Annotated in this window: 26 protein-coding genes and 4 pseudogenes; 20 read left to right on the top strand and 10 right to left on the bottom strand. The window is 70.0% G+C overall.

Features of this window, described 5'->3' with window-relative positions:
* The first annotated feature begins 7 nt into the window (after positions 1–7).
* Genes sufC through ACZ3KP_RS26090 form a run of 4 tightly spaced genes read left to right on the top strand, consistent with a single transcriptional unit; the run spans position 8 to position 2,879 of the window.
* The gene (gene sufC, locus ACZ3KP_RS26105; RefSeq protein WP_387153965.1) at positions 8–793 is read left to right on the top strand and encodes a Fe-S cluster assembly ATPase SufC; all 786 of its coding nucleotides are present in this window, start codon (positions 8–10) and stop codon (positions 791–793) included.
* The gene (locus ACZ3KP_RS26100; protein ID WP_467502071.1) at positions 790–2,061 is read left to right on the top strand and encodes a cysteine desulfurase; all 1,272 of its coding nucleotides are present in this window, start codon (positions 790–792) and stop codon (positions 2,059–2,061) included. The genes sufC and ACZ3KP_RS26100 overlap by 4 nt, the downstream gene beginning before the upstream one ends.
* 18 nt (positions 2,062–2,079) lie before the next feature.
* Positions 2,080–2,550: a Fe-S cluster assembly sulfur transfer protein SufU gene (sufU, locus tag ACZ3KP_RS26095; protein WP_467502069.1), complete on the top strand. Its 471-nt coding sequence runs from the start codon at positions 2,080–2,082 to the stop codon at positions 2,548–2,550.
* Complete coding sequence (locus ACZ3KP_RS26090; protein ID WP_037743875.1) at positions 2,547–2,879, top strand: metal-sulfur cluster assembly factor; 333 nt, start codon at positions 2,547–2,549, stop codon at positions 2,877–2,879. Before sufU ends, ACZ3KP_RS26090 begins: the two co-directional genes overlap by 4 nt.
* A gap of 60 nt (positions 2,880–2,939) precedes the next feature.
* Here ACZ3KP_RS26090 and ACZ3KP_RS26085 read toward each other — a convergent pair whose 3' ends face one another.
* On the bottom strand, positions 2,940–3,842 hold the full coding sequence (locus tag ACZ3KP_RS26085; RefSeq protein ID WP_467502066.1) for an AbfB domain-containing protein: 903 nt from the start codon (positions 3,840–3,842) through the stop codon (positions 2,940–2,942).
* 322 nt (positions 3,843–4,164) lie between these two features.
* Here ACZ3KP_RS26085 and ACZ3KP_RS26080 point away from each other — a divergent pair, with 322 nt between their 5' ends.
* The 3 genes from ACZ3KP_RS26080 to dapD all read left to right on the top strand — a co-directional run bounded on the left by ACZ3KP_RS26080 (position 4,165) and on the right by dapD (position 6,307).
* Positions 4,165–4,485 carry a DMT family transporter gene (locus ACZ3KP_RS26080; RefSeq protein ID WP_358981065.1) on the top strand — a complete coding sequence of 107 codons (321 nt, stop codon included), beginning with the start codon at positions 4,165–4,167 and terminating at the stop codon, positions 4,483–4,485.
* Positions 4,485–5,033: a TetR/AcrR family transcriptional regulator gene (locus ACZ3KP_RS26075; RefSeq protein ID WP_467502064.1), complete on the top strand. Its 549-nt coding sequence runs from the start codon at positions 4,485–4,487 to the stop codon at positions 5,031–5,033. The genes ACZ3KP_RS26080 and ACZ3KP_RS26075 overlap by 1 nt, the downstream gene beginning before the upstream one ends.
* A gap of 287 nt (positions 5,034–5,320) precedes the next feature.
* Positions 5,321–6,307 carry a 2,3,4,5-tetrahydropyridine-2,6-dicarboxylate N-succinyltransferase gene (gene dapD / locus ACZ3KP_RS26070; protein ID WP_467502062.1) on the top strand — a complete coding sequence of 329 codons (987 nt, stop codon included), beginning with the start codon at positions 5,321–5,323 and terminating at the stop codon, positions 6,305–6,307.
* 255 nt (positions 6,308–6,562) lie between these two features.
* On the opposite strand, the pseudogene ACZ3KP_RS26065 reads toward dapD, so the two are convergent.
* Positions 6,563–6,727, bottom strand: a pseudogene (locus tag ACZ3KP_RS26065) (UTRA domain-containing protein); the annotation flags it as partial.
* Positions 6,728–6,976: 249 nt separating this feature from the next.
* Positions 6,977–7,612: a DUF4360 domain-containing protein gene (locus ACZ3KP_RS26060; protein ID WP_316784629.1), complete on the bottom strand. Its 636-nt coding sequence runs from the start codon at positions 7,610–7,612 to the stop codon at positions 6,977–6,979.
* A gap of 290 nt (positions 7,613–7,902) precedes the next feature.
* On the opposite strand from ACZ3KP_RS26060, the gene ACZ3KP_RS26055 reads away from it, so the two are divergent.
* Positions 7,903–8,037, top strand: coding sequence for a hypothetical protein (locus ACZ3KP_RS26055; RefSeq protein WP_467502431.1), 135 nt, complete (start codon positions 7,903–7,905; stop codon positions 8,035–8,037).
* 40 nt (positions 8,038–8,077) lie between these two features.
* Here ACZ3KP_RS26055 and ACZ3KP_RS26050 read toward each other — a convergent pair whose 3' ends face one another.
* A complete protein-coding gene (locus tag ACZ3KP_RS26050) occupies positions 8,078–8,491 on the bottom strand; it encodes a hypothetical protein (RefSeq protein WP_467502059.1) in 414 nt (137 codons plus the stop codon).
* Positions 8,491–8,619 (bottom strand): annotated as a pseudogene (locus tag ACZ3KP_RS26045) (ATP-binding protein); the annotation flags it as partial. The gene ACZ3KP_RS26050 and the pseudogene ACZ3KP_RS26045, both read right to left, overlap by 1 nt.
* A 190-nt stretch (positions 8,620–8,809) precedes the next feature.
* On the opposite strand from ACZ3KP_RS26045, the gene ACZ3KP_RS26040 reads away from it, so the two are divergent.
* Positions 8,810–9,826: a LysR family transcriptional regulator gene (locus tag ACZ3KP_RS26040; protein ID WP_467502057.1), complete on the top strand. Its 1,017-nt coding sequence runs from the start codon at positions 8,810–8,812 to the stop codon at positions 9,824–9,826.
* Between the two features lie 143 nt (positions 9,827–9,969).
* On the opposite strand, the gene ACZ3KP_RS26035 is transcribed toward ACZ3KP_RS26040, so the two are convergent.
* Complete coding sequence (locus tag ACZ3KP_RS26035; RefSeq protein WP_467502055.1) at positions 9,970–10,749, bottom strand: hypothetical protein; 780 nt, start codon at positions 10,747–10,749, stop codon at positions 9,970–9,972.
* Between the two features lie 550 nt (positions 10,750–11,299).
* Here ACZ3KP_RS26035 and ACZ3KP_RS26030 point away from each other — a divergent pair.
* Both ACZ3KP_RS26030 and ACZ3KP_RS26025 read left to right on the top strand, forming a co-directional pair.
* Positions 11,300–11,521, top strand: a complete 222-nt coding sequence (locus ACZ3KP_RS26030; RefSeq protein WP_467502054.1) for a type II toxin-antitoxin system VapB family antitoxin — start codon at positions 11,300–11,302, stop codon at positions 11,519–11,521.
* The gene (locus ACZ3KP_RS26025) at positions 11,518–11,928 is read left to right on the top strand and encodes a PIN domain-containing protein (protein WP_467502052.1); all 411 of its coding nucleotides are present in this window, start codon (positions 11,518–11,520) and stop codon (positions 11,926–11,928) included. Before ACZ3KP_RS26030 ends, ACZ3KP_RS26025 begins: the two co-directional genes overlap by 4 nt.
* 252 nt (positions 11,929–12,180) lie before the next feature.
* Here the strand turns inward: ACZ3KP_RS26025 and ACZ3KP_RS26020 are convergent, their stop codons facing one another.
* Together ACZ3KP_RS26020 and ACZ3KP_RS26015 are read right to left on the bottom strand one after the other, a co-directional pair.
* Positions 12,181–13,575, bottom strand: a complete 1,395-nt coding sequence (locus ACZ3KP_RS26020; protein ID WP_467502050.1) for a hypothetical protein — start codon at positions 13,573–13,575, stop codon at positions 12,181–12,183.
* Between the two features lie 614 nt (positions 13,576–14,189).
* Positions 14,190–14,696, bottom strand: a complete 507-nt coding sequence (locus ACZ3KP_RS26015; RefSeq protein ID WP_467502048.1) for an HAD domain-containing protein — start codon at positions 14,694–14,696, stop codon at positions 14,190–14,192.
* Between the two features lie 133 nt (positions 14,697–14,829).
* Here ACZ3KP_RS26015 and ACZ3KP_RS26010 point away from each other — a divergent pair.
* Positions 14,830–15,045: pseudogene (locus ACZ3KP_RS26010) on the top strand (SigE family RNA polymerase sigma factor); the annotation flags it as partial.
* A 70-nt stretch (positions 15,046–15,115) separates the two neighbouring features.
* On the opposite strand, the gene dapA reads toward ACZ3KP_RS26010, so the two are convergent.
* Positions 15,116–16,069 (bottom strand): 4-hydroxy-tetrahydrodipicolinate synthase, encoded by a 954-nt coding sequence (gene dapA / locus ACZ3KP_RS26005; RefSeq protein WP_467502047.1) that lies wholly within the window; start codon positions 16,067–16,069, stop codon positions 15,116–15,118.
* Between the two features lie 175 nt (positions 16,070–16,244).
* Between dapA and ACZ3KP_RS26000 the strand changes: the two genes are divergently transcribed.
* The 3 genes from ACZ3KP_RS26000 (at position 16,245) to ACZ3KP_RS25990 (ending at position 18,323) form a co-directional block, all read left to right on the top strand.
* Positions 16,245–16,724: a DUF3618 domain-containing protein gene (locus tag ACZ3KP_RS26000; protein ID WP_467502046.1), complete on the top strand. Its 480-nt coding sequence runs from the start codon at positions 16,245–16,247 to the stop codon at positions 16,722–16,724.
* A 121-nt stretch (positions 16,725–16,845) separates the two neighbouring features.
* Complete coding sequence (locus ACZ3KP_RS25995; protein ID WP_467502044.1) at positions 16,846–17,568, top strand: helix-turn-helix domain-containing protein; 723 nt, start codon at positions 16,846–16,848, stop codon at positions 17,566–17,568.
* A gap of 17 nt (positions 17,569–17,585) precedes the next feature.
* A complete protein-coding gene (locus tag ACZ3KP_RS25990; RefSeq protein WP_467502042.1) occupies positions 17,586–18,323 on the top strand; it encodes an SRPBCC family protein in 738 nt (245 codons plus the stop codon).
* A 13-nt stretch (positions 18,324–18,336) separates the two neighbouring features.
* Here ACZ3KP_RS25990 and ACZ3KP_RS25985 read toward each other — a convergent pair whose 3' ends face one another.
* Positions 18,337–20,163 carry an endonuclease/exonuclease/phosphatase family protein gene (locus ACZ3KP_RS25985; protein WP_467502041.1) on the bottom strand — a complete coding sequence of 609 codons (1,827 nt, stop codon included), beginning with the start codon at positions 20,161–20,163 and terminating at the stop codon, positions 18,337–18,339.
* A 344-nt stretch (positions 20,164–20,507) separates the two neighbouring features.
* Here ACZ3KP_RS25985 and ACZ3KP_RS25980 point away from each other — a divergent pair, with 344 nt between their 5' ends.
* The 5 genes and pseudogenes from ACZ3KP_RS25980 to ACZ3KP_RS25960 all read left to right on the top strand — a co-directional run bounded on the left by ACZ3KP_RS25980 (position 20,508) and on the right by ACZ3KP_RS25960 (position 25,651).
* The gene (locus tag ACZ3KP_RS25980) at positions 20,508–21,938 is read left to right on the top strand and encodes a hypothetical protein (RefSeq protein WP_467502039.1); all 1,431 of its coding nucleotides are present in this window, start codon (positions 20,508–20,510) and stop codon (positions 21,936–21,938) included.
* 182 nt (positions 21,939–22,120) lie between these two features.
* Positions 22,121–23,563, top strand: a complete 1,443-nt coding sequence (locus tag ACZ3KP_RS25975; protein ID WP_467502038.1) for an alkaline phosphatase PhoX — start codon at positions 22,121–22,123, stop codon at positions 23,561–23,563.
* Between the two features lie 14 nt (positions 23,564–23,577).
* Positions 23,578–23,850, top strand: a pseudogene (locus ACZ3KP_RS25970) (TROVE domain-containing protein); the annotation flags it as partial.
* Positions 23,851–23,961: 111 nt separating this feature from the next.
* On the top strand, positions 23,962–24,612 hold the full coding sequence (locus tag ACZ3KP_RS25965) for a GntR family transcriptional regulator (RefSeq protein WP_467502036.1): 651 nt from the start codon (positions 23,962–23,964) through the stop codon (positions 24,610–24,612).
* A gap of 22 nt (positions 24,613–24,634) precedes the next feature.
* Complete coding sequence (locus ACZ3KP_RS25960) at positions 24,635–25,651, top strand: 1-aminocyclopropane-1-carboxylate deaminase (protein ID WP_360560222.1); 1,017 nt, start codon at positions 24,635–24,637, stop codon at positions 25,649–25,651.
* Positions 25,652–25,742 lie beyond the last annotated feature (91 nt).

Genomic DNA, 25,742 nt, shown 5'->3' with positions numbered 1-25,742 from the left:
GCAATCCATGGCAACGCTTGAAATCCGAGACCTGCACGTCACCGTCGAGGCCGACAACGCCACGAAGGAGATCCTCAAGGGCGTCGACCTCACCGTGAAGCAGGGCGAGACGCACGCCATCATGGGCCCCAACGGCTCCGGCAAGTCGACCCTCGCCTACTCGCTGGCCGGTCACCCCAAGTACACGATCACCGGCGGCACCGTGCTGCTCGACGGCGAGGACGTCCTGGAGATGTCCGTCGACGAGCGCGCCCGCGCGGGCCTGTTCCTGGCGATGCAGTACCCGGTCGAGGTCCCCGGTGTCTCGGTCTCCAACTTCCTGCGCACCTCCGCCACCGCCATCCGCGGCGAGGCCCCCAAGCTGCGCACCTGGGTGAAGGAGGTCCGCGAGGCCATGGAGCGCCTCAGCATCGACCCCTCCTTCGCCGAGCGCAACGTGAACGAGGGCTTCTCCGGCGGTGAGAAGAAGCGCCACGAGATCCTCCAGCTCGAACTGCTCAAGCCGAAGGTCGCGATCCTCGACGAGACCGACTCCGGCCTCGACGTCGACGCCCTGCGCATCGTCTCCGAGGGCGTCAACCGCGTCCGCGAGACCGGCGAGGTCGGCACCCTGCTGATCACGCACTACACGCGCATCCTGCGCTACATCAAGCCCGACCACGTGCACGTGTTCGCCGGTGGCCGGATCGTCGAGTCCGGCGGTCCCGAGCTGGCCGACAAGCTGGAGAACGAGGGCTACGAGGCTTATGCGAAGCAGGACGCAGTCCACACGAAGGGCGGCGCATCCGAGTGACACAGTTGCCGGGCCTCCTCACTGAGTCCAATCTTCTTGGCGAGGCGATCCGCAAGGACTTCCCGATCCTGGACCGGCTGGTCCACGACGACCGGAAGCTCGTCTACCTGGACAACGCGGCGACCTCGCAGAAGCCGCGCCAGGTGCTGGACGCCCTGAGCGAGTACTACGAGCGCTACAACGCCAACGTCCACCGCGGTGTGCATGTGCTCGCCGAGGAGGCCACGGCGCTGTACGAGGGCGCGCGCGACAAGGTCGCCGAGTTCATCAACGCGCCCAGCCGTGACGAGGTGATCTTCACCAAGAACGCCTCCGAGTCGCTGAACCTCGTGGCGAACATGCTGGGCTGGGCCGACGAGCCCTACCGGGTGGACCACGAGACCGAGATCGTCATCACGGAGATGGAACACCACTCCAACATCGTGCCGTGGCAGCTGCTCGCGCAGCGCACGGGCGCGAAGCTGAAGTGGTTCGGCCTCACCGACGACGGCCGTCTCGACCTGTCCAACATCGACGAGGTCATCACGGAGAAGACGAAGATCGTCTCCTTCGTGCTGGTGTCGAACATCCTGGGCACGGTCAACCCGGTCGAGACGATAATCCGGCGCGCGCAGGAGGTCGGCGCGCTCGTCTGCATCGACGCCTCCCAGGCCGCCCCGCACATGCCGCTGGACGTGCAGGCCCTGCAGGCCGACTTCGTGGCCTTCACCGGCCACAAGATGTGCGGCCCGACCGGCATCGGCGTTCTGTGGGGCCGCCAGGAGCTGCTCGAGGACCTGCCCCCGTTCCTCGGCGGCGGCGAGATGATCGAGACGGTGTCGATGCACTCCTCGACCTACGCTCCGGCTCCCCACAAGTTCGAGGCGGGCACCCCCCCGATCGCCCAGGCGGTCGGTCTCGGCGCGGCGATCGACTACCTGACCGCCATCGGCATGGACAAGATCCTCGCCCATGAGCACGCGCTGACGGAGTACGCGGTCAAGCGCCTCACCGAGGTCCCCGACCTGAAGATCATCGGCCCCACCACGGCCGAGGACCGGGGCGCGGCGATCTCCTTCACGCTCGGGGACATCCACCCGCACGACGTGGGCCAGGTCCTCGACGAGCAGGGCATCGCGGTCCGGGTCGGCCACCACTGTGCCCGTCCCGTCTGTCTGCGCTACGGAATTCCTGCGACCACGCGAGCGTCGTTCTACCTGTACTCCACGCCGGCCGAGATCGACGCTCTGGTCGAGGGCCTGGAGCACGTACGGAACTTCTTCGGCTGAAGGGCGTGAGCTGACACCGTGAAGCTGGACTCGATGTACCAGGAAGTCATCCTGGACCACTACAAGAACCCGCACGGGCGTGGTCTCAGGGATGGCGACGCCGAGGTACACCATGTGAACCCGACGTGCGGCGACGAGATCACCCTCCGCGTGAAGTACGACGGCACCACGATCGAGGACGTCTCGTACGAGGGCCAGGGCTGCTCGATCAGCCAGGCGAGCGCCTCCGTACTGAACGAACTCCTCGTGGGCAAGGACCTCGCGGACGCGCAGCAGATCCAGGAGACCTTCCTGGAGCTGATGCAGTCCAAGGGCAGGCTGGAGCCCGACGAGGCGATGGAGGACATCCTGGAGGACGCCGTCGCGTTCGCCGGGGTCTCCAAGTACCCCGCGCGGGTCAAGTGCGCCCTCCTGAGCTGGATGGCGTGGAAGGACGCGACGGCCCAGGCGCTGGCTGGCGCGGCCGACGCCGAAAGGAGGACGGCATGAGCGAGACCGTTGAGATGAAGCCCGCCTCGGAGGAGGAACTCCGTGAGGCGCTGTACGACGTCGTCGACCCCGAGCTGGGCATCGACGTCGTCAACCTCGGCCTGATCTACGGCATCCACATCGACGACGCGAACATCGCGACGATCGACATGACCCTGACCTCGGCGGCCTGCCCGCTGACCGACGTCATCGAGGACCAGGCCAAGTCCGCCACGGACGGCCTCGTCAACGAACTGCGCATCAACTGGGTCTGGATGCCCCCGTGGGGTCCCGACAAGATCACCGACGACGGCCGCGAGCAGCTGCGGGCGCTCGGGTTCAACGTCTGAGCATCCCGCGTACGTGAAGGCGGCGGCACCCGGCTCGGGTAGCCGCCGCTTTTCTGCGTCTCAGCTCAGCCCGTCCACCAGGTCGAAGTAGAAGTCCTGGCGGTTGGCGGTGTTATAGCCGTACGGGTCCAGGTACAGCTGGAAGTTCTTGTGACGCAGGGCGTAATTGGGGTAGTTCACCGACTGGAACAGTACGTCGTTCGAGAACCCCGTCCTCTGGGGGCAGAAGGTGGCGTCCTGCTGGAACAGTCCGCTGCCGTCGTTCCGCTCGGCGCGCAGCACGAAGTTCTGGTGGCGCAGATACAGCCCGTCGTGCGTGGCGAAGGAGTAACAGGAGCTGTTCGCCAGGCCCTTGACCAGCGAGAAAGTGGAGTCCTGCCGGGACTCGGAGCCGCGGGGCTGGTCCAGCTTGACGTAGCTGCCGCTCACGTGCCAGTAGCGGTCCGGGTAGTTGACCGAGCGGACCGAGGTGCCGCCTGAGCCCGTCGACGTACTCGAACCGCCGGAGCTGCTGGAGCCGCCTGAACCGCCGGAGCCGCCCGCGCCGCCGGAACTTCCCCCCGCGGCCGACGACTCGGAGGGCTTCGCGGCGGACGGCGAGGCCTTCGCGCCGCTGGTACCGTGCTTCCCGCCGGTCGCCTCGGGGGACGGGCTGCCGGTCGCGGAGGCCGACGACATGCCCGAGGTGCCCTTCGGCTGGGTGGCCTCGCCCGAGGTCGTCGGCGAGGCGAAGGAGAGCAGACCGGGGCCGTTGTCGAGGGCCGCGCCGGTGACCGGCGGAGTCGACGCCTGGTCAGTGGTGTGGTGGCTGACGGCTATCGCGGTGACACAGGCGACGACCGTGGCGATGGCCAGTGTCCCGGCCAGCCAGAGTCTTCGGGTCCCGGGAGCCCGGGATGTGTCGGGACCCCAGCCGTCCTCCCACTGGGGGTGCGGCGGGGGTTGGGGGGTGGTTTCTGGCATGCGCAATTCCTCCAGCGGCGCCAAGGCAGCGGCAGCCGGGGGTGTGAGGGTGAAGTGGGTGAGGTGTGAAGCAAGGGTGGATCACAGAGGTGCACACACTAGTGGAGCCATGGGGCTGCGGGGAGCCGTTTGAGCGAGCGTTTTCTGTGAGCATTAAACATCCTCGGGTGACGGCAGGGGAGTTCGTGACCCATCCGTAGCCGACTGTCCTGGGGCCTCAACTGCGTGGCTTCTGAACCTACTTGGGGGGTGGGGTGTGCCGCCCGAGTGCCGGACGGCCGGTTGTGTACGGTCGTACACAACGTTGCGTACACTCGTACACATGGGATACCTGACGCTCGCCGGCGCCATAGCCGCCGAGGTCGCCGCCACGACGGCGATGAAGTACAGCGACGGCTTCAGCCGGCTCTGGCCGACGCTGGTGACGGCGTTGGGGTACGTCGTCTCCTTCCTGCTCCTCGCCCAGACCCTGAAGACCGTGTCGATCGGCACGGCGTACGCGATCTGGGCCGGGGTCGGCACCGCGACCATCGCCGTGCTCGGCCTGCTGCTGTTCGGCGAGGGCCTGTCCTTGGCCAAGGTCGCCGGGATCGCGCTGATCGTCGGGGGAGTGGTGGTCCTGAACCTGGGAGGTGCGCACTGATGCCCCGCCGTTACGACCCGGAGCGCCGACAGCGGATCATCGAGGCGGCGATCCGGGTGGTCGGCGAGAAAGGGCTTGCCGGCCTCAGCCACCGCTCCGTCGCCGCCGCGGCGGACGTGCCGCTCGGTTCCACGACCTACCACTTCAGCACCCTCGACGAGCTGATGGTCGCCGCACTGCGCCAGGCCAGCGAGGGCTTCGCCAAGGTGATCGCCTCGCGCGGGGGCCTCGAGGACCCGCGGACCGACCTGGCGACGGAACTGGCGGGCTGGCTGGGGGAGTGGCTGGCCGGTGACCGCACCGGCGTCGAGCTGGAGTACGAGCTCTACCTGGCCGCCCTGCGCCGCCCCGCCCTGCGCCCCGTCGCCGCCGAGTGGGCCGACGACCTCGCCCACCGCCTCGCCCACCGCACCGATCCGGTCACGGCACGGGCACTGGTCGCGCTCATGGACGGGATCTGCCTCCAGGTGCTGCTGACGGGGGCGGAGTACGACGAGGAGTACGCCAGGGAGGCACTGGCGAGGGTGATCGGCCCACGCGGCGCTTAGGGGCCGGCGCGGGCGCCGCTACCGGTGTGGGCGCGGACGCCACCGGTACTGACGCGTTCGTCGCTCCTGGGGTGGGCGCGGAGATTCCGGTCGGCGCCACTGGCGCGGGTCGCTCCGCCGGTCGGGACCTGGCTCCCGGCACCGGCTCGGATCGCTCCGCCGGTCGGGAGCATGCTGCCCGTACCTGCCCGGACCACGTCACCACCACCCGCCCGGTCTCCGTTTCCGGTACCGGCACGTGAGACGTGGTTCGCTCTGGGTGCCCAGCTCACGTTAGGTTTCTCAGCATGACCGACACGAACGTTCGCCCCACCGGAGCCGTCGCCGCCGGCCTCGCCACCATCGCCGCCGACGGCACCGTTCTCGACACCTGGTTCCCCGCCCCCGAGCTGGTCGCCGAGCCCGGCCCGGCCGGCACCGAGACGCTCTCCGCCGAGCGGGCCGTGGAACTCCTCGGCGCGGGTGCGGCCAAAGCGATCGGCCCGGACGCCCGCCGCAACGTCGAGGTCGTCGCGGTCCGCACGGTCATCGCCTCGATCGACGAGAAGCCGATCGACGCGCACGACGTCTACCTGCGCCTGCACCTGCTCTCGCACCGCCTGGTCAAGCCGCACGGCCTGAGCCTGGAGGGCCAGTTCGGCTTCCTCGCGAACGTCGCGTGGACCTCCCTCGGCCCGGTCGCCGTCGACGAGATCGAGCAGGTCCGGCTGAACGCCCGCGCCGAGGGTCTGCACCTCCAGGTGACCTCGGTCGACAAGTTCCCGCGGATGACCGACTACGTCGTCCCGAAGGGCGTCCGGATCGCCGACGCCGACCGGGTCCGCCTCGGCGCGCACCTCTCCGAGGGCACCACCGTCATGCACGAGGGCTTCGTCAACTTCAATGCCGGCACGCTCGGCACGTCCATGGTCGAGGGCCGTATCTCGGCCGGCGTCGTCGTCGGCGACGGTTCGGACATCGGCGGCGGCGCCTCCACCATGGGCACCCTGTCCGGCGGCGGCAACGTCATCATCTCCATCGGCGAGCGCTGCCTGATCGGCGCCGAGGCGGGCGTCGGCATCGCGCTCGGCGACGAGTGCGTGGTCGAGGCCGGCCTGTACGTCACCGCGGGCACCCGCGTCACCATGCCCGACGGCCAGATCGTCAAGGCGCGTGAACTCAACGGCGCCTCCAACATCCTCTTCCGCCGCAACTCGGTCTCCGGCGCCGTCGAGGCCCGCCCGAACAACGCGGTCTGGGGCGGCCTGAACGAGATCCTGCACAGCCACAACTGAGCGTGGCGGCCGTGACCTGCGGCCGCCTGACCGATCATCGCTCTGACCTGCTGCCGAGCTGTCGGCAGCTGTCGACGTTGGTCACCGCTGAGCGCCCTTCCACGGCCCGAGGACGGCCTGGGGGAGGGCGCTCACGTGCTTCCTCCGGGCGGGACATCGGCCTGTGTCCTCCCGAGCCGCCATCAGAATCCACGGGAGCAGCAGCGAACTTGTCGGCAGCGTCAGGGCTGCGAGCTATCGACTGATGGGGATCTCTTAGACGATCTCGCAGTGGGCGGCAGGCACGATGATGTCCGCGGTCTCGACGGGGCGTCCCTGGTCGCTGTAGTAGGTCCGCTGGATGTGGGTGACGAGCGCGGCCTTCTGGATGCCGAGGAGGGAAGCTTCCTCGGCAGTGGCCTGGCGGGGGTGTGTCCGGTCCCGGTAGATGCTTGACACTTCGGTCCCAGCTGATGGTTGACAGTGGCCGTTATCGGCTTTTCTTTGCGCTCGTTGTGGCGCGTGGCGGGACGCCGGGCGGTTCGCATGCAGCAAGAGGGAGATGCGCGGGTGAGCCGAGTTACCCCTGTTCAGCAGGCGCCTCCCTCCTCCAGTGATCACTGCATGGTGCTAGGACCGATGACGAGAGCCGTTGGCCTGGACGCACCCGCCGATCGCAGCGCCAGGAGATCACTGACACTGCTTCAAAGCCACGTGATACACGGTTTTGATCGTGCCGTTCGTCGAGTCCATCTCCATGAAGCTGGTGGCGCTCGGGCTCGAGGTGCCGGGGTCGACCTGTAGTTCGGTGTTGATGTCGAGGTTGCGCTCCTGCCCGCAGGGGGCGAAGACCAGGGCGGCGGCGGGCACGGTGTCGGTCGTCTGCCAGTCGTTGGTGAACCCGCCGGTGAAGTGATGAGTCCTGGTGACGGTGGCGTTGCCCTGGAAGTGGTAGCTGGCCCGCTGGGTCCCGGACGCACCCGGGGCCAGTGACGCGAAGCCGCTGTAGTCGGCGGACACGATCGCGTAAGTGAGGCCACCGGGGACGTGCACGCGCAGGTTGAGCTGACAGTTCTTCCGGGAGGCGGACGGCGGCGAGCCGGGCCCCACCTGGGCGAGGTAGTTGCTGTAGGTGACGGTGAAGGCGGTGCTGTCAGGGGAGACGGCCACGGAGGCCGTCCCCGGCGGGCAGCCGGTACCGTTGGCCGCCACACTGTCGATGACGATCCGGTCCGGCGGCGGGGGCGGAGCCGCGCTGGCTCCGAAGGCCGACGAGCCGAACAATGATGTGGCGACACCAGCCGCCGCCAGCAAGCGGAGCACCATGGGCTTCCCTTCAATCGTCCACGGATCCAGGGCGGGCGTCACTGTCCGAGCCCGGCCAACCGGATTTGACGTGGGCATCGCACCATATGTGGCGCGCCCACATACGCAACGTGACGCCCCAGTCACTCAATCGGCCTTCGAGGTGGAGACCTCGTTCACCCACGCGCGGGGACAGAGCGGCGCGAGCTCGGATACAGCGGCTGACTCCATCTGCTCTACCGCTACATCTCCTGCGGAGCCGGTGCCGGCCGGAGCATCGGCTGTTTGGCCGCCCCTACGGAGCTCAGACCGTGCCCGTGCACGCGTCGGACTCCACGGTCACCGTCGAGCTGGACGGGCAGGTCCGGGTGATCCGGCACACGACCGACGTCCCGGTCCGTACCGTGAAAGCGGACAAGCGCCACGGGGCTCTCTACGTTGTCTAGGCCCACCGTCAAGCATCGCCTGGGACCAGAACGTCAGGCATCAGCTGGGATCCGACACGGGCGCGTGGGGTGCCTTGGGTGCTGTGTGCGGTTTGAAGTCCCGTGTGCAGGATGGGAGTTCCGCTCCCTGGCGGTGTGCCAGTGGCAGGAAGATCACGGGCTGGATCGTCCATGTGATGCGGGTGCTGGCCTGGGTGACTGTCACCGTGCAGGGCTCGGCTCGCAGGAGGGCTTTCCTGGTCGCTATGCGGCCGTCGTACAGCCACTCCCACGCGTCCTGGGATGCATCGGGGTCGAGTGCCGGTGAGATGGTGCGGAGTGCGATGGCGACCCATCTGTCTGCCTGGGGCGCGGAGTAGGCGTCGAAGGAGACCCGGAGCGCCGGCCACCCCGTCCCGTCGGTGATGTCCTCGGTCCAGCACTCGCACCAGTGGCCCCGCTGTGGCTCGTCCATCAGCACGCCTGACCTCCGGTCGGTCGGCCTGCGAACAGTTCGGCGGTGGCTGTGTAGCCTCCGTCACTTTCGTGGACGACGACGCGATGGGCGATTGCGCTGACCATGCCCAAGCCTCGGCCGCGCTCTAGGCGTCGGCTCCGCGACATCGGCGAGCACGACCGGCTCCGAGGGATCTCCGGTCGGTATGAATGCCTTCATCGTGATCATCCCCTCGGGGGCGGTGTCTTCGGGACCATCCGACCGGGCGGAGCGGGGCTCGGCCAACAACGGATCTGCTTGGCCGACAACGCCCGGTTGTCGCATATGGTCAATGGCATGGACCTCGATCTCGCGCTGGTCCGCGCCTTTGTCGCGACAGCCCGGACCCTGCACTTCGGGAGGGCCGCCGAAGAGCTGGGCACCAGTCAGCAGGCACTGTCCAAGCGCATAGCGCGGCTGGAGAAGCCGCTGTCCGTGCAGCTGTTCGAGCGCCAGGGCGGGGTCCGGCTGGGCGAGGCCGGGGAGCGGTTTCTGCCGACCGCACGCGAGGCGCTCGCTGCGGGCGATCGCGCGATCGCGGCAGTGACGGGTGCCGGACCGGTCGTACGGATCGACGCCTGGGGACATCTGTACGCGCCGATGCGCACGGTCGCCGACGCAGTACAGGCACTCGGCCCGGTGCGGTGGGAGCCGAGCCCGGGACGGGACTGGCCGTCGGTGGCGGGGGCGTTGCTGCGCGGCGACACCGATCTGGGATTCGGCCGGGTGCACGCGCTCCTCGACGGCCGGGCCGCGGGCCTCACCCAGCGGCTGGTACGACTGGAACCCGTCGACGCGGTCGTCGGCCCGTCCCACCCACTGGCCGTCGCCGACGTACTGCGCCCTGCGGACCTGCGCGACAGCGTGCTGTGGTGTCCGGCGGAACTGACCCGCCTCGACTTCCTGCGCCGCTTCTCCGACGAATTCCGGATAGCGCGCCGGCACGACGGCCCCAATCTGGGCCTGGACCATCTCGTGCGGCACATCCGCACCGAGCCCGACGCCTTCACCCTCTTCCCCGCCGACGCACCGCTGCCGGACCACGCGGGCCTGCGCTGTATTCCCCTCGCCGACCCGACACCGCTGTACGCGTGGTCGCTGGCCTGGCGCGAGTCCTCCCGGCACCCCGGACTCGACACCGTGCTACGAGCTTTCACCGAAGTCGGCCGTACTCGGCGCTGGCTGGACTACACACCGCAGCGTGACTGGCTCCCTGACGTCGACCACCCGAAACTCACGGTTCACGAGCCACCGGTCGCTCTCGCGGGCGTGCCGAGGCCGATCCGACGTCCGCCATCGCGGACAAGCCCGTGACGAGCGGCGCGGCCTCGGTGACGGAGGTCGGCGTCTGCTCGGAGGAACGCTGCTCGGCCAGCCTGCCCGAGCAGCGCTCTCAGGGTTCTGTGCCACGCACTGTGGTGACGCTTCTGTGAGGCGAGGCGGTCCGCGCACGTCGTTCACCGCACGGCGACGTAATCCCCGGTCGACGACTTCGCCGCAGAGGTGGAGTTCCCGTAGTACGTCCACCGCCATGTCCCCGGCCCGGTGGCCTTCACCGTGGTCTTGAGCGCCCCCGTACTACTGGACGTCACCTTCTTGACCGTCGTGTACGAGGAGGCGTCCGCCGCCTTGAACTGCAGGCTCACCGTGCGGCCGGCGTACCCCTGGTACGTGTGGGTGTCCCAGTTCGCTCGCGTGACCCGTCCGGTCACGGTGATCGTCTTTCCTGCCACGACCGGCTCCGGCGAGGCGTTGACGGTGACGCGTGTGGCCCGCTTGACCTGCAACGGGAGGTTCACGTCGTCGGTGTCCTGGGCGTCACCGGCGAGAAAGACCTGAGCGGCAGTTTTCCAGGTGCCGGCGTCCTCGTTCCCGAAGTCGACGTGCCGCGGGTCGATGTACAGCCATTCGTCGAAGTCACAGATCCCCCTCGCCTTGTTCACGACCTCGCAGTCGCTGGTGATGACGGAGCTGTACAACCTGTCCCCCGAGTCGAGCTTCCCTCGGTAGGGGAACGCCTTCGGCCCGAATTCGTACTTGAGCGTGGTCGTCATCCGGAAGGCCGCCCTGACCTCGACCTCCTCCTCGACCCCGATCACGATCGGCTTCCCGCCGTTCACCGTGACCCGGCTGAAGGAGACCCCGCCCTCTGCCGCCCCGGCCGGCACCGCAGCCACCCATGTGAACACGAGTGCCGCTCCACCGGCCACCACGGCGCTCCACATCGTCTTCCCCATCTTCGAGCCCATCCTTCCCCCTGCAGTCTGGACCGAGCGCCCGAGCGCACCGGCCAGAGGTTCATCGCCAGCGGCCAACTGTGGGACAGAGGAAAGCTGTTCGCGGTTGTACGCGGTGCGGCAACGATCCGATCACCACGGCATCGCACTGGCCCGAGTGCGCCGGAAGCCCGGCCGAGCGGATGGGGCGTGCATACCTGCGAATCGAACTCGCGCTCTCAACTTGGGAAGCGACGGCGATCGGGGAGCCAGGTAGCCGCTGAACTGAGCGGATTCGTCGTGCCGGCACCGTCGCACGGGGTGGTTCGCACCGCTGTTGACCATGGTCGCCCGTTCCTGCGGGCACGCTCTGGGCACCGGGAACCACCAGCGGCCGAGCCGTACGGCACACGGTGCTCAGCGCCGACCCGCCCACGGGCATCGCCTGCCGGAATGACCCGGAGTGTCCCTTGCGATTGCAGATCCGGTGTTCAGATGTGGCATGTGGCGTCATCCATGTTGGTGACATATTCTTCTATGTACATCACCAACATTGCGCGGGAGGTGCCCGATGTCTGTGACCCAGATCGACATCGATGACGACGCCCTGGAACGGGCCATGGCGCTGGCCAAGGTCAGGACCAAGAAGGAGGCGGTCAATCTCGCTCTGCACTTCTACGCCGAGCGGCAGGAGCGTGCGGCGCGCATCAGCCGTCACTTCGAGCGTGCGCGCGAGTGGGGTGCCGTCGAGGACGCCGAACGCCTGCATGAGGCGGAGAAGCACAGCCGGTGATCTACTTGCTCGACACCTCCGGCCTGTTCCGGCTGCTTCGGGATCCGAAACTACAAGCGGCCTGGTACGACGCGATCGACGCCGGGGCCATCGCATCCTGTTACGTGCAGCGAGCCGAGTTCCTGTACAGCGCCCGGAGCAACCACGAGTACGACGAGATCGCGGAGATGTTCACCGACCTCTATCCCGATGCGGCCGTGCCGAAGAACGCGGGGCGTTGGATCAGCGCGGTGCAACACCGTATGGCGCGGGCCGGGGAGCATCGCAGCGCCTCGGCGGTGGACCTCGTCATCGCCGCCACCGCCGCCCACCACGGCCTGGCCGTGCTCCACGACGATGCCGACTACCGTGCCATCGCCCGGCATGCATCCGACTTGACCGAGCACAACGTCCATGACATCGCCTGAGGCTTCCCTCCCCACAGGTCGCGTATGGCCCGCGCTCCGGGGCCCATCAGCTCCCGGAACAGACGGGGCCGCCCAGCCGCTGGGCCGGACACAGGCCTCGCCGCCCGGACCTTCCGCCCCAACGACGTTCGTCGGGTGACGACGTATTCGGCGAGAACTTCACCGCGATGACGAGAGTGTCACAGCCTCCCAGGCCCACCGGTGGCTGCGGTGGGCCTGGGCGTGGCCGAAAGCGGCTGTCGGTTCGCGGATTCAGTCCACGGTGAAGGAGTAGTCGTAGGTGGCCAGTTGGATGCCGGTACGGCTCGTCGCGTAGACCTGGAGGTCGTAGGAGCCGTCCGAGTCCGGGGTCCAGTCGATGTTCGCGGTGCCGTCGGCTCCCGCGGCGACCGTGACCTCCGGTCCCGCGTTGATGGTGTACGTGTAGCTCACGATCCCCTGCACCTTCGGCGTGAACGTGAAGGCGCCGGGGACGCCCACACCACCGCCGGAACCGTTCTCGGGGTAGATGTCGGAGGCGACTGTGGGAGTCGTGTCGTAGTCGATGTCCCAGAATGCCGGATCACTGAGCCAGCCGTTGGCGCTCTTGCTTGTCACGTCGAGATGCTCGCCGTTGATGCCGTCGATCGTGAGTTCTGTCGTCGCCGTGCCGTCGGCCGCCGCTGCGACGTCGAAGGTCCTGTCGCCGTCCGGACCGCCGGAGGTGTGCACGGAGTAACTGACGACCGGGCTCCTCGCCTGGAGCGCGGCATCGGGCCGGAGCGTGAACGTGGTCGTATCTCCGAACTCGGGCGACGGGTCGGCCGGGGTAATAGTGGGTGCCGTGTTGCTGACGAGGAACCTGTAACTGGTTGTTTCCGACGGGTTGAAGGCCCGGTCGAGGCTGCGCACCGACAGGGTCCCGCCGCCGCTGTACGGTGGAATCAGGTCCAGCGTGGCCGAACCGCCGGGGGCATCCGCGCGCACGAAGTGTGCCGAATCCGCATACAGGTCGCGGGGCTGCGGGATGCCGTGGTCGCCGATGTCCGCGAGGACGATGGCCGGGACGGGCTGAGTCCAGGAGTACTGGAACCCGGTGACATCGTCGTCACCATTGGCGTCCAAAGTGAACCTGACCGGGTCGCCGCCCTGGTTCCACTGGTTCGGCGGGTAGTTCGGCGAGGTGATGACGGGCGTGCTCGCCGGGCGGGTGTCGTCGATCGTGATGTAACAGGGAACGGACCAGTCCGAGGCCGCGTCCCCGGCAACCGTCTGCGCCCGCCACGCATAGGTCTGTCCGTCGGCGAGCATGTCGTCGGGCAGGAGACTGCCGGACTCGAATCCAGGGATGGCGCGGTCATGGGTGACCGTATCGGTGTGCGACGGGTCGGCGACCGGCCAGACCTGGTACCGAACGCTGACCGAAGAGTTGTCGGTGGTATCGGTGGTCCCGGGGACGCCCTCGACGACAACGTTGTTACCGGCCCAGAGGTACGTGGGCCGGTCCGCGTCGGTCGAGCAGGTCCGGTTGCCGTTGAACAGCTGGGTGGGGGTGGTGGGAGTTCCGCCGGCCGCACTCGCGGGCGACGCGGCGGCGGCCAGTGACAGGCCGAGGGCTCCCAGAAGGGCGAGGACGGCACACTGGCGCGGGCCGAAAGACGTGGTCAAGTGGTCCCTCCCGTTTGGATGCCCGCATGCGGCGCTCGAATGCGCACTGGTGTGCGGGCGGCGAAGGGATCGTATGAGGGTGCCGCAGTGAGACGCATGAGAATTAGGAAGAGTTGAGCGGACCCCGCGGGCAAGCCGGACAGGACTTCGCCGTCCGCTGTGCACACCGCGGCGCTGAGACTTGCGGAGGGGACAGCGGACCGAGGTTGACATCTGCGTCTCCGAGGGGACGGGCAGGCTGAGGGCTCCCAGGAGCGATCCGATGCGGTTGATGCAGCGAAACCGCAGGTCAGAGGCGTCATTCGGAGCCAGGGTCGGTGAGCCTGGCACGGCCGCCGAGAACTCCCCACGCACCTGATGCCGAACGGCGAGGCGCGCACCCGGGCCGCCGTCGACCGGGTGTTCCGGGACCCGGAGAGCACCGAAGACGGCCCCGACACGGCCCACGGGGCAAGTTGTTCCCCTGACCTGCATGGCAATCAGAACAGCCACAACTGATCACGGGCGGCCGTGAGCTGCGGCCGCCTGCCCCGATCACCGCTGCCCAGACCTTCTGCTGAGCTGTCGCCGGTTTGCCGACGCCGGTCATGGCGGGCGCTCAGGCAGTCGGACGCTCAGGGTTGCGGCAGGCCGCTCCGGAACCGCGCCAGCGCGGTGAAGTCCGTCTCGCGCAGGCCCACCCCCGGGTTCACGTGATGCAGCAGCGCGGGGCCGGGATGGCGGGCGCGGACGTACAGCGTGTCCGCCGGGCTCTGCTCGTCGTCCACCCATGCGAACGCCCGCCCGGCGGCGCACTCCACGATCGCCTCCGTCTTCCAGTGCACCCCGTCCGGCCGTTCCGCGAACAGGCCCCGGCCGAAGTCGACGTACGGCAGCTCCGGCAGGCCCACCACCGGGGCGATCCAGCGGTTGGCCGCGGCCATCCAGGTGGTCGCCCAGCACAGCTCGTAGCCGAGGGCCAGCAGTGCCGGGCCGTGGGCCGGGTTCAGCCACACCCGCAGGGGGTGCCCGGGCCGGACGGCCGCGCGGATCGTCGTATAGCCCTCAGGACGTCGCTCGGGCCTCGCGGCGTACGGGTTGAGCGGGCCGTCGACGTCCAGGAAGAGCAGGGGGCGGCTCATGGGGACAACGTACGGCAGCGGGTGGACGGGGCACGTGGAGGTTTTCCGTGCAGGACAGGCATAGTGGCGCCGCCCCGCGCGCGTCAGCACGGGTACGGGGCCCGGAGACGAGGTGGGCCCGGGGGAAGAGAAGGTGACGATGGATGCGGAACAGCAGGAGAGCTTCCGGGAGTTCGTGGACACCCGGTCCACGGCGCTGCTGAGAACCGCCGTGCTGCTGACCGGCGGTGACCGGCACGCCGCCGAGGACCTGTTGCAGAACGCCCTGATGAAGGCGGCGGACCGCTGGCAGCACATCGACGAGCCCGAGGCGTACGTACGGCGTCACCATCGGCAGCGACAAGGTCGCCCCGCTGAGCGGCTTCCGTACGGGACACGGTGCCGCCGGCCGCTGGGAACCGGTCTTCGCCGAGCGCTGATCAGCCGCCCGTCGACACCAGTTCCGCGTGCACCGCCCGCAGCCCGTCGGCCGTCTCCCGGTCGGCGGGCCTGAGCGGTGCCCGTACCGGTCCCGCCGGCAGGCCCAGCGCGGTGAGCAGGGCCTTCGCCGTGACCGTGCCCGGCAGCATCCCCGCCGTCATCGCCTCGATCAGCGGGACCGCCCGCAGCTGGAGTGCGGCCGCCCGGGCGGTGTCGCCCGCGTCGAAGGCGTCCAGGATCGCGGCGACCCGCCCCGGCACCACGTTCGCGACCGTGCTCACGCAGCCCGCCGCACCCACCGCGTACAGGGCGAGGATGTGCTCGTCGCAGCCCGCGTAGTACGCCAACCCGGTGCGTGCCAGCACCTTCTGGGTGCCGAGGAAGTCGTACGAGCAGTCCTTCACGGCGACGATCCGGGGGTGCCCGGCGAGGCGGACAAGAGTCTCCGGTTCGATGCGGGTGCCGGTGCGGCCCGGGATGTCGTACAGCATCACCGGCAGCTCGCCCGCCTCCGCCACCTCCAGGAAGTGCGCCTCCAGCGCGTCCTGCGGGGGCCGACTGTAGTAGGGCGACACCACCAGGACACCGTCGGCGCCCGCCTTCTCGGCGGCCAGCGCCAGGTCGACGGTGTGCCGGGTGTCCGCGGTGCCCACGCCCGCCACGAGCGGCACCCGCTCGCCCACCGCCTCCCGCACGGCCTCGATCAGCTGCGCCTTCTCCGTGTCCGTGGTGGTCGGTGACTCGCCGGTGGTGCCGTTCAGCACCAGGCCGTCACAGCCCTCCGCCACCAGATGCGCGGCCAGCCGTCCGGCACCGGCCAGGTCGATCGCCCCCGCCGAGGTGAACGGCGTGATCATCGCGCACAGGGTCCGTCCGAAGGGGCGCGGGGCGGGGACGAGGGCAGAGGAGGGGGAGGGGGAGGGGGAGGGCGTGGCGCCCTGTGGTGTCGTCATGGGGGTAGTCTCGGCACGGCGGTCAGCTTAGCTCTACTTAATTCTTCTCCGGTTCATTTCTTAGCAGTGCTACGAAGACCCTGTCCGGCGCTGGCGTGCGCAGGGCTGAGCGCCGCTGATCCGGGTACCCGGTGTCAAACGGAGTGGAAACCGATGGCACTCAGGAGGGGCACCGATGACGAAGAGGACCGCACGCGGAACGGGGGCTCGACTGACCGGCACCGCGGGCGCGTTGGCGGGGAAGGCCGACCTCAAGGGGCGCACCCAGGCGCGCGCCGCCGATCTGATGGACAAGGCCGGTGCCCTGAGCGTGCAGCTGCGCTCGGGCGCGACCAAGGCCGGTCACCAGGCGCAGAGCCGAGCGGTCAGGGGCGGCCACACCGCGCAGGAGCAGATGCTGAAGGCGCGGCACACCGTCCAGGAGCGGGCGCTCAGGACCGGACACGTCGTCCAGGAACAGGCCGGGCGGGCGGGGCACCTCGCCTCCGAGAAGGTCGCCGAGGCCGGTCGCGCCGCCCAGGGGCCTCTCGCGCGGCCCGCGCGCATGGCGGTACGCGCCGCGCTGCGCCGCCCCCGGCAGATTCTGATCGCGGGCGCCGCCCTCGCCGCCGCCGGCGTGGCCGTGGGTGTGCTGCGCCGCGGTTCGCGCCGCTGACCTTCGCCGGGCGGGCCGACCCTGCCGTGGTTCCGGTCCCCCCGTCAGTCTCGGGCCCCATCCTCCTACCGAAAACTTGAACCATCTGGACAGGAAAAGTTTTCGGTGGGAGGGTGGGGCCATGCTGGATGTGACCGTGATCGAGGACCCCGAGGCGGCGGTCGTGTCGCTGGACCCCGTACGGGCCCGGTTGCTCGCCGAACTGGCCGCTGCGCCCGCGTCGGCCACGATGCTGGCCGGCAGGGTGGGGCTGCCGCGGCAGAAGGTGAACTACCACCTCAAGGCGCTGGAGCGGCACGGCCTGGTCGAGCTGGCGGGGGAGCGGCGCAAGGGAAACGTCACCGAGCGGCTGATGCGGGCGACCGCCGCGTCGTACGTCATCTCACCGGCCGCGCTGCCCGCCGTGCAGCCGGACCCGGACCGCTTCCGCGACCAGCTCTCCGCGCGCTGGCTGCTCGCGCTCGGCGCCCGTCTGGTGCGGGATGTCGGCGCGCTGATCACCGGCGCCGCGAAGGCGCGCAAGCGGTTGGCCACCTACGCGCTGGACGGCGAGGTCCGCTTCGCCTCCGCCGCCGACCGCGCGGCCTTCGTGCAGGAGCTGACGGCGGGCGTGAGCGCGCTCATCCGCAAGTACGACGCGCCCGGCGCGGAAGGCGGCCGGGACCACCGCATCGTCGTCGCTCTCCATCCCGTACTCAGGGAACCAGCCGTCCCCGCGCACGAGGAGCCCTCCGCCCCCGTACCCGCGGACGGCCGGCCGGACGGGTCCGTGACCGGTGGGCCACCCGCCGCAGCCGGCCCCACCGCCCCCACCGCCCCCACAGCCCTCGAACCGGGCCAGTAGGCAGCAGGAGTCCCGTCATGTCCAAAGAATTCGAGATCATCCGTGAGTTCGAGGTCGACGCCACGCCCGCGAAGGTGTGGGAGGCGATCACCCACGGCACCGGTGGCTACCTGTGGCCGATGGAGCCGCCCGAGCCCAGGGTCGGCGGCGCGGCGGCCTTCGGCTCGACCGTCACCGCCTACGACCCGCCGCACCACCTGGTCACCCGCAGCGAGGACGTCGGCTTCCCGACGCAGAGCGCCAACCAGCTGGAGCACCTCATCGAGCCGCGCGACGGAGGCCGCCGCGCCTGGGTGCGCTACGTGCACAGCGGGATCTTCACCGACGACTGGGACAACCAGTACGACGGCGCGAACCGCCACACCGGCTTCTACCTGCACACCCTGCGCGAGTACCTCACCCACTTCGCGCCCCGCCCGGTCACCTTCGCCCAGCTGAACGGGCCGGAGGCGTCCCGGGCGCCGGACGCGTTCGACGCGGTGGTGCGGGCCCTCGGCCTGCCGGACGACGCGGCCGAGGGCGCCAAGGCGGCCGTACCCGGCCCCGGCGGGCGGACCCTGGACGCGGTGGTCGACTACCGCGACCGGTACTTCGTCGGGCTGCGCACCGACGACGCCCTCGTCCGGTTCTTCGGGCGCAACCACTGGGGCGCCCCGGTCGGCATCAGCGTCCACGACTTCGCGCCGGACGCCGACGCCGCGGCGAACGAGGCGGCCTGGCAGGACTGGCTGAACGGAGTGTTCGGCCAGTCCTGAGGGGGGCTGCCGCTCACGGGCGGAAGCGCAGCACCTGCGGGTCGTGGTCGCTGATCTGGTCGTGGAACTCCGAGTTGATGTGCACGCTGTCGTACTGGAAATCGCCGTTGCGGCGGATCTCCTTGCTGATCAGGATCTGGTCCAGGACCTGCTGGTTGCCCTGGTAGTCGTAGGTGTAGCGCTCGCACTCGGGCAGTGACTGGATCGCCGACCAGAGCGCGCCGCCGCTCTGGAGGATCTCGGTGGTGCCGGAGAAGTCGAAGTCGTTCATGTCACCGAGCGCGATGACCTCGGCGTTCTTCTGGATGTCGAGGATGTCCTTGACGAACGCGTTGACCAGCGTCGCCTGCGCGTGACGCTGGGTCTCCGAGCTGCGCACCACCGGCTGGTACTGCGCGGTCAGGCCCTGGTCGCCGCCCTTGGAGTTGAGGTGGTTGGCGATCACGAAAACCGTCCTGCCGCGGAACACGAACTCGCCGGCCAGCGGTTTGCGGCTGCTGGTCCAGGCGGGGTCGGCCGGGGCGACGCGGCCCGGGGAGGCCGTCAACTGCGCCTTGCCGTGCACCTTGGTGACACCCACCGCGGTGGTGGAGTCGCCGCCCGCGCGGTCCACGAAGGAGACCCGCTGGGGGTTGAAGAGGAAGACCTGGCGGATGTTGCCGCCGGGCTCGCCGCCGTCCTGGTCGTTGACCGGGTCGATGGAACGCCAGTCGTACCTCGGGCCGCCGGCCGCGACGATCGCGTCGATCAGCTTGTTCACCGTGACGTCCGCGGCGACCGTGCCGTCGTCGGTGGCGCCGTTGTTGTCCTGGATCTCCTCCAGGGACACGATGTCGGGCGACTGGAGGTTGTTCACGATCGCGGAGGCGTGCGCGGCGAAGGTGCCGTCGGACGGGTCGAGGTTCTCGACGTTGTACGTCGCGACCGCCAGCTCGCCGCGCGCCTGCTTCTTCGTCGTCTCGCGCTGCAGGCCGCCGCTCTTCAGGGTGCCGAGCTCGCTCGCGACGAGGGTGTAGCCGCCGTACTGGTTGTAGTCCAGCGGGCCGGTCGTGGTGCCGGTCAGCGTGTCGCCGACGTTCGCCACCGGGAAGTCGGCCGTCGCGCCGAGCGACTGGATCTGGAGACGGCCGGTGTTCTGGTCGTCGTAGGAGGCGTACAGGGAGCCGCCGCGGCGGGTCTCGTTCTCGTGCGGTTTGACCGTGACCCACAGCTCGGCGTACGGGTCGGTGGCGGTGATCACGCGGACGTTCCCGACCCGGACGTTCATGCCCTCGAGGGACTCGTAGTAGTCCAGGGCGTACTTCTCCGGCTGGAGGGTCAGGCCGTTGATCGAGTTGTTCGCGGACGCGTCACCCGTGGGGGCGTAGTGGCGGGGCACCGACCGCGCGTCGATGACGACCGGCGCGGGGACCGGGTTGCCGGTGGAGAGGGTGGTGACGGTCGGCTTGGTGATCTCGGTGACGGACTGGTTGCCGGTCGAGGCGCCGCCCGGGACGAACTCGGAGACCGTCCCGCTGACCGTGACCGAGTCGCCGACCGCGACCTTCGGGGTGGATCCGGTGAAGACGAAGACGCCCTCGCTGGTGGCCGGGTTGTCGTCCGGCGTCGGGTCCTGGATCCAGAAACCCCTGGAGGAGCCGTAGGTGCGCGTGCCCGTGACGATGCCCGGGACGTCCGTCACCTTCTGGCCGGCGTACGGGGACATGCGCGTGGTGCCCTGGACGTCGTGGATGCGCAGCCCGTCGGCCTGCGCGGGCGACGTGAGGGCGACGGCGGAGGCCGCGCTGCAGACGGCGGCGACGGTGAGCGCGGCGAGACGCGCGGAAGACCTGCTCGGCAAGGGGATCCCTCCGGGGACATGCGGACGTGCCGGGACGAGGGTGGGGAGCGTGGGCCGTTCATGACACGTGCGTGCGGGACACGCGACGCGGGTGTGACACGCGTAGACAAAGAGTGAACAGGTGTCCCCTCAACTTCTACGCGCGTCAATCTCCTGTGTGGCGGCGGGAGTTGTCAAGGTTTCGGCCATGTGTGGGACCGGACGGGGAGATGAACCGGTCGGCATGGGTGGAAATCCGTCTAGGCTGAGCGGTTGAGCCGTACGGCGTCCAGGTGGCCGTACGGATGTCGGTACGACGTCCAGGTCGCCGCACGACCGCCCAGGCATCCGAGGAGAACCAGCCGATGTCAGACAGCTCGCCCCTGCCGCCGGTGCGGTTGCTCCCCGAAGCGGAGCTGGCGCGCGCCGCACTGTCCACGCCGCTGCTCTCCCGGGCCGCCCGCCTCGCCCGCTGGGCCGGCCCGGACACCCGCGTCGACGCAGGTGGCGAACTGGTCGAGGAACAGCTTCCGGCCGCCGCCGAGCTGCTCGGCCTCAGCGGGGACGATGCCGCCGCGTACGCCGGTGAGGCCTGGCGGGTCGCGGTGGACGCCGGGCTGGTCGAGATCCTCGACGAGGAGCACGGCACCGTGGCGGCGGGGGAGGAGCTGGGGCAGCTCACCGGCGGCTCGCCGCACGACGTCCTCGCGGTGTGGCAGGCGGCGCTCGACACCGTGATCGCCGACGCGAGCGTGCCCGACCTGGACGGAATTGTCGACGCGCTCGACGAGGGCGGCGAGGTCGATTTCTCGTCACTCGGATGGGACCCCCAGGCGGAGGCGGACTTCCTCGACGGCGTCCTCGGCAACCTCTACCTGCTGACGGCGAGCGAGGACGGACCCGGTGCCGCGCCGGTGCCGCTGCCCGCGCTCGCCGCGTCGATGATCGTGCCCAGCGACATGGGCGAGCCGACCAACGACGTCCTCGAACAGGTCTCCGACGCGATGATGCGGCTCGACGACCAGTTCCGGCTGCTGGAGCCGGTCGGGCTGGTCGAGTACCAGCCGGTGGACGAGGCGCTGATGGCCGACACCGACGAGGAACCGGCGGCGGGACCGGTCGACGAGGCCGACGTCTCCCGCTACGGCATGGTGCGGCTCACCCCGCTCGGTGCCTACGGGCTGCGAGCCCGGCTGCTGGAGGCGGGCTTCGAGGCGCCGGCGGTCGGCGAACTCGCCGAGAAGGGCGCGGACGCGCTGCTCGACGGTACGGCCGCCTTCCCGCAGGGAGCCGCGCGGGCCGAGACCGAGCAGTGGCTGGCCCGCCGTGAGTCCCTGGCCGCCGCCCGGGAGCTGCTGTCCGCCGCGCGTGGCGCCGACCCGGGCGCCCCGCTGCGGCGGCTGCGCTGCCAGCAGGCGCTGTCGCTGCTCGGGCCCGAGGCCGAGCCCGCCCTGCGCGAGGTCCTGGACGATCCCGAACTGGGCGGTCTGGCCCGGGTCTGGCTCGCCGAACGCGGCGCGGCCGACGTGCCGCAGCCCTCCCAGGACCTGATCTTCTGGCTGACCATCGACACGGTGGCCGCGCAGCTCGCGGCCGAGGGGAACTCGGAGGAACTCCAGGCCCTCGTCGAGGGGCTGGCCCGGCAGCACGCCGGGTTCTTCGCCGAGGCGTGGCGGGTGGGGCACCCGGACACGGCCGAGGTGCTGGAGGCGATGGGCCGGCTGCACCCGGACAAGAAGGTGGCGAAGGAGGCCAGGAAGGCGGCCTTCAAGGCGCGTTCCCAGCACGGGGCGTAGCGAGCGGGAGGGGTTTGCGCGGCGTGACTTTTGGCTCCCGTGGGCCGGTGCTTACGGATTCATGGAAAAACCGGAGCCGGTGTCGCCCGCTGTTCAACCGGCGTTCAGAAGTGGCCGGGAGCGTGTGCGCCGTCTTGAGGTCCGCCACCCTCCACGGCACTCCGACCGTCACAGGAGACACCATGTCGCTCACCCGCAGGGACTTCGCCAGGAAATCCGCGATCACCGGTGCCGGTGTCGCGCTGGCGGGCAGCGTCGGCGCCCTCGCCACCGCCCCGAACGCGCTCGCCGCTTCCGACTCCGCCGAGGGCGAGTCGGCGCACGGACACCGCGGCGTCGGCTACGGCCCGCTGGTCGCCGACCCGCACGGCATCCTCGCGCTCCCCGCCGGCTTCACGTACGAGATCATCACGTACAGCGGCCGCACCAGGCTGGAGTCCGGCGAGTTCACCCCCTCCAACCACGACGGCACCGCCACCTTCGCCGGGCCGCGCGGCGCCACCCTGCTCGTCAACAACCACGAGCTGAAGGGCCCGCGGGCCGACTGGGACCACCCGGTGCCGCTCACCGAGGGCCTGGTGTACGACCCGGCCGCCTCCGGTGGCTGCACGGTCGTCGAGGTTCGGCCCGGCGGTCACGTCGCCGAGTGGGTCGGCATCGCCGGTACCTCCACCAACTGCGCCGGTGGCAGTACCCCTTGGGGCACCTGGCTGACCTGCGAGGAGACCGAGGACAAGGCCGGCGCCAACGGCATGACCAAGGACCACGGCTACGTCTTCGAGGTGGACCCCGAGGACCGCCGGGCCAACCGCGACCCCAAGCCCCTCAAGGAGCTGGGCCGGTACGCCCACGAGGCCGTCGTCGTCGACCCCGGGCGCGGCCACCTCTACCTCACCGAGGACGCCTCGGGCCCCAACGGCCTGCTCTACCGCTGGACCCCGCCGCAGGGCTTCCACCACGGCCGCGGCAGGCTGCGCTCCCTCGCCGACGACGCGGGCACCCTCCAGGCCTTCAAGTGCTTCGACTCCGGCGGCAAGTTCGTCGACGACCTGTCCCGCGCCACGAAGATCGGCACGGTCTACGGCGTCGACTGGGTCGACGTCCCCGACCGCGACGCGAAGTCGGTCTCCGTGCGCAAGCAGTTCGGCACCGGCCGGATCACCCGCGCCCGCAAGCTGGAGGGCATGTGGTGGGGCGACGGCGGCGCCTACGTCGTCTCCTCCTACGCCCGTGCGGAGAGCCCCGTCCAGCACGACGGTGCCGTCTGGTTCTACGACCCGAAGCGCCGCACCCTCACCCTGAAGGTCCTCATCGGCGTCAACCCGGACCCGTCCGCGGAAGGCGCCTTCGACGGCCCGGACAACATCACCGTCTCGCCGTACGGCGGTCTCGTCATCGCCGAGGACGGCGAGGGCCTCCAGCACCTGTTCGGCGCCACCGAAAGCGGCCGCACCTACCCGATCGCCCGCAACGAACTGAACCTCGGCACCGAAGAGGACCCCGAGTACAGCGAGTTCACCGGCGTCACCTTCTCGCCCGACGGCCGAACCCTGTACGCCAACATCCAGACACCGGGCATCATGCTCGCGATCACCGGACCCTGGAAGCGCCAGAAGGGCTGCTGAACTTTGTGCACGTCCAGGCGATCCGCTCGCACTACCGGGGCCAGGACCGGGTGCTGATCGTCACCGACGAGCAGTACGCGTACCACCGGCACGGCGACCCGGCCCAGCAGGTCCCGGCACACGTCCCGGTCTACACCTGGAACCTGGCCGGCTACCGGGTGGGCCACGACCCCTCCGGAAAGGGCAACCGGCACACCTTCCGCGGCCTCTCCGACGCGGCCTTCCGGATGGTGCCGCTGCTCGAAGCCGCCCGGGACCCCGACGGGCCGTGGGAGGCGGCGGCCTGACCCCGGCCCCGGCCGGTGAACGTGGCCCGCACCTTCACGGGGGGTGCGGGCCATAGCCGTGCCCTCGCGCCCCCTTGCCCTGCCGGGGCACTGATATCTAACATTTCAGTTATGGCCCTCCGACCACTGCCGCGCACCCTGCTCAGGGACCGTGCCTACACCGCGATCAGGGACGCCATCGTCGCCGGTGACATCGAACCCGGTGCGGTGGTGCGCGACGCCGAGTTCGCGGAGCGGCTCGGGTTGTCCCGGGCGCCGGTACGGGAGGCGTTCTCGCGGCTCGTCGACGAGGGTCTCCTGGAGAGCAAGCCGCAGAGCTATACCCGGGTCACCCCGGTGGTGGCCGCGGAGGTACGGGACGCGGCGGCCGTGGTCGGCGCCATGCACGAACTGGTCACCCGGGCCGCCGTACCCCGGCTGCGGGACGCGGACCTGGACGAGATGCGCGTGTCCAACGCCCGGTTCGCCGCCGCCGTACAGGCAGGTGACGTGGACGAGGCGCTGCGTGCCGACGACGACCTGCACGACGTGCTGGTCCGGGTGGCCGGAAACCGCGCGGCCGCCGCCACCGTCGCCCGCTACACCCCGCTCATCCGCCGCCTGGAGCGCCGTCGCTTCGGCGAGGGCGGTTCCTGCCGTTCGGCCGGCCTGCACGAGCGCCTGATCGAAGCCTGTGCGGCGGGGGACGCGGAGGCGGCGGCGCGGGTCACGGCGGACATCTGGCACACCCTCGGGGACCTGGCAGACGACGACACCGACTGAACGCACCTCAAGGAGGCGCCCCATGTCCCTTTCCTCGTACGAGCGTTACCCCCTCCTCTTCGGCCCCTCGCCCGTGCACCCCCTGGAGCGGCTCACCGCCCACCTCGGCGGTGCCGCGCTGTGGGCCAAGCGGGAGGACTGCAACTCCGGGATCGCCTACGGCGGTAACAAGACCCGCAAGCTGGAGTACCTGGTCGCGGACGCGCTGGCCAAGGGCTGCGACACGCTCGTCTCCATCGGCGGGGTGCAGTCCAACCACACCCGCCAGGTGGCCGCCGTCGCCGCCCGTGCCGGGCTCAAGTGCGTCCTGGTCCAGGAGAGCTGGGTGGAGTGGCCGGACTCCGTGTACGACAAGGTCGGCAACATCCTGATCAGCAGGCTGGCCGGAGCCGATGTACGCCTCGTGCGGGCCGGGTTCGGCATCGGTTTCAAGGAGAGCTGGGAGCTGGCGCTGCGGGAGGTCGAGGAGTCGGGCGGGAAGCCGTACGCCATCCCGGCCGGCGCCTCCGACCACCCGCTCGGCGGGCTCGGCTTCGCGGGCTGGGCGTACGAGGTGGCCGAGCAGGAGCGGCAGTCGGGCGTCTTCTTCGACACGGTGATCGTGTGCTCGGTGACCGGTTCGACGCAGGCCGGCATGGTCGCCGGGTTCGCGGCGCTGGAGGAGGCGGGCGGTCGCCGGCGCCGGGTCATCGGCATCGACGCCTCGGCCAAACCTGTCGAGACCCGCGAACAGGTCGCGCGCATCGCCCACCGTACCGGCCGGCTCCTGGGCCTGCGGCGGGAGCTGACCGTCGACGACGTCGAACTGGACGAGCGCTACCACGCGGGCGTCTACGGCGTCCCGGACGACACCACGCTGGCCGCGATGCGCCTCGCGGCCCGCACCGAGGGCATGGTCACGGATCCGGTGTACGAGGGCAAGTCCATGGCGGGGATGATCGACCTGGTCGAACGGGGCGAGATCGACCGCGACTCCACCGTCCTGTACGCCCACCTGGGCGGCCAGCCCGCGCTGAACGCGTACAGCGCGCTCTTCTAGATGATCTATTCCAAGGGGTCAGTGATCGTAGGCGATCAGTGAGCGGTGGATCGGTTGTCCGGTCTGGTCGTTGTGCCAGATGGCGGCCGTG

This window comes from Streptomyces sp. NPDC020958, from assembly GCF_055562175.1.
This window is presented reverse-complemented; position numbering and strand designations above follow the sequence as displayed.